Origin of the sequence: Janthinobacterium sp. JC611 (genome assembly GCF_018682595.1) — a bacterium.
Classification (GTDB): Bacteria; Pseudomonadota; Gammaproteobacteria; order Burkholderiales; family Burkholderiaceae_D; genus Janthinobacterium.
Window position 1 is genome coordinate 1 of record NZ_JAFLJN010000070.1, and the last position, 281, is coordinate 281.

The following is a 281-nucleotide window of genomic DNA, read 5'->3' on the forward strand; positions in this document are numbered from 1 at the left end:
AATAGCAAGAACCTGAACATCGATGCCGTCAGCGTTACGAACAAGGACGGCAAGATCGAGCACGCAGGCACGGGGACATTGAATCTGCAGGCAGGCGTGCTGGACAACAGCAAGGGCCGCATCACGTCCGCCGCGGCGGCCGACATCGTCAGCAAGGGTGTACTGAACAATACCGACGGCGTGATGGCAGCGACTGCCGACTTGCAGGTGGGCGGTGTAAATATCGACAACACGCGCGGCGTCTTGCAGGCGGACATGTTGCGTCTCGATGCCGCATCCTT

1 protein-coding gene is annotated in these 281 nt (G+C 59.8%); it reads left to right on the forward strand.

Annotated elements, in window-relative coordinates; all coding sequences use genetic code 11:
• The coding region (locus J0O65_RS25365; protein WP_215409929.1) for a hypothetical protein at window positions 1-281 on the forward strand (281 nt) is incomplete at both ends.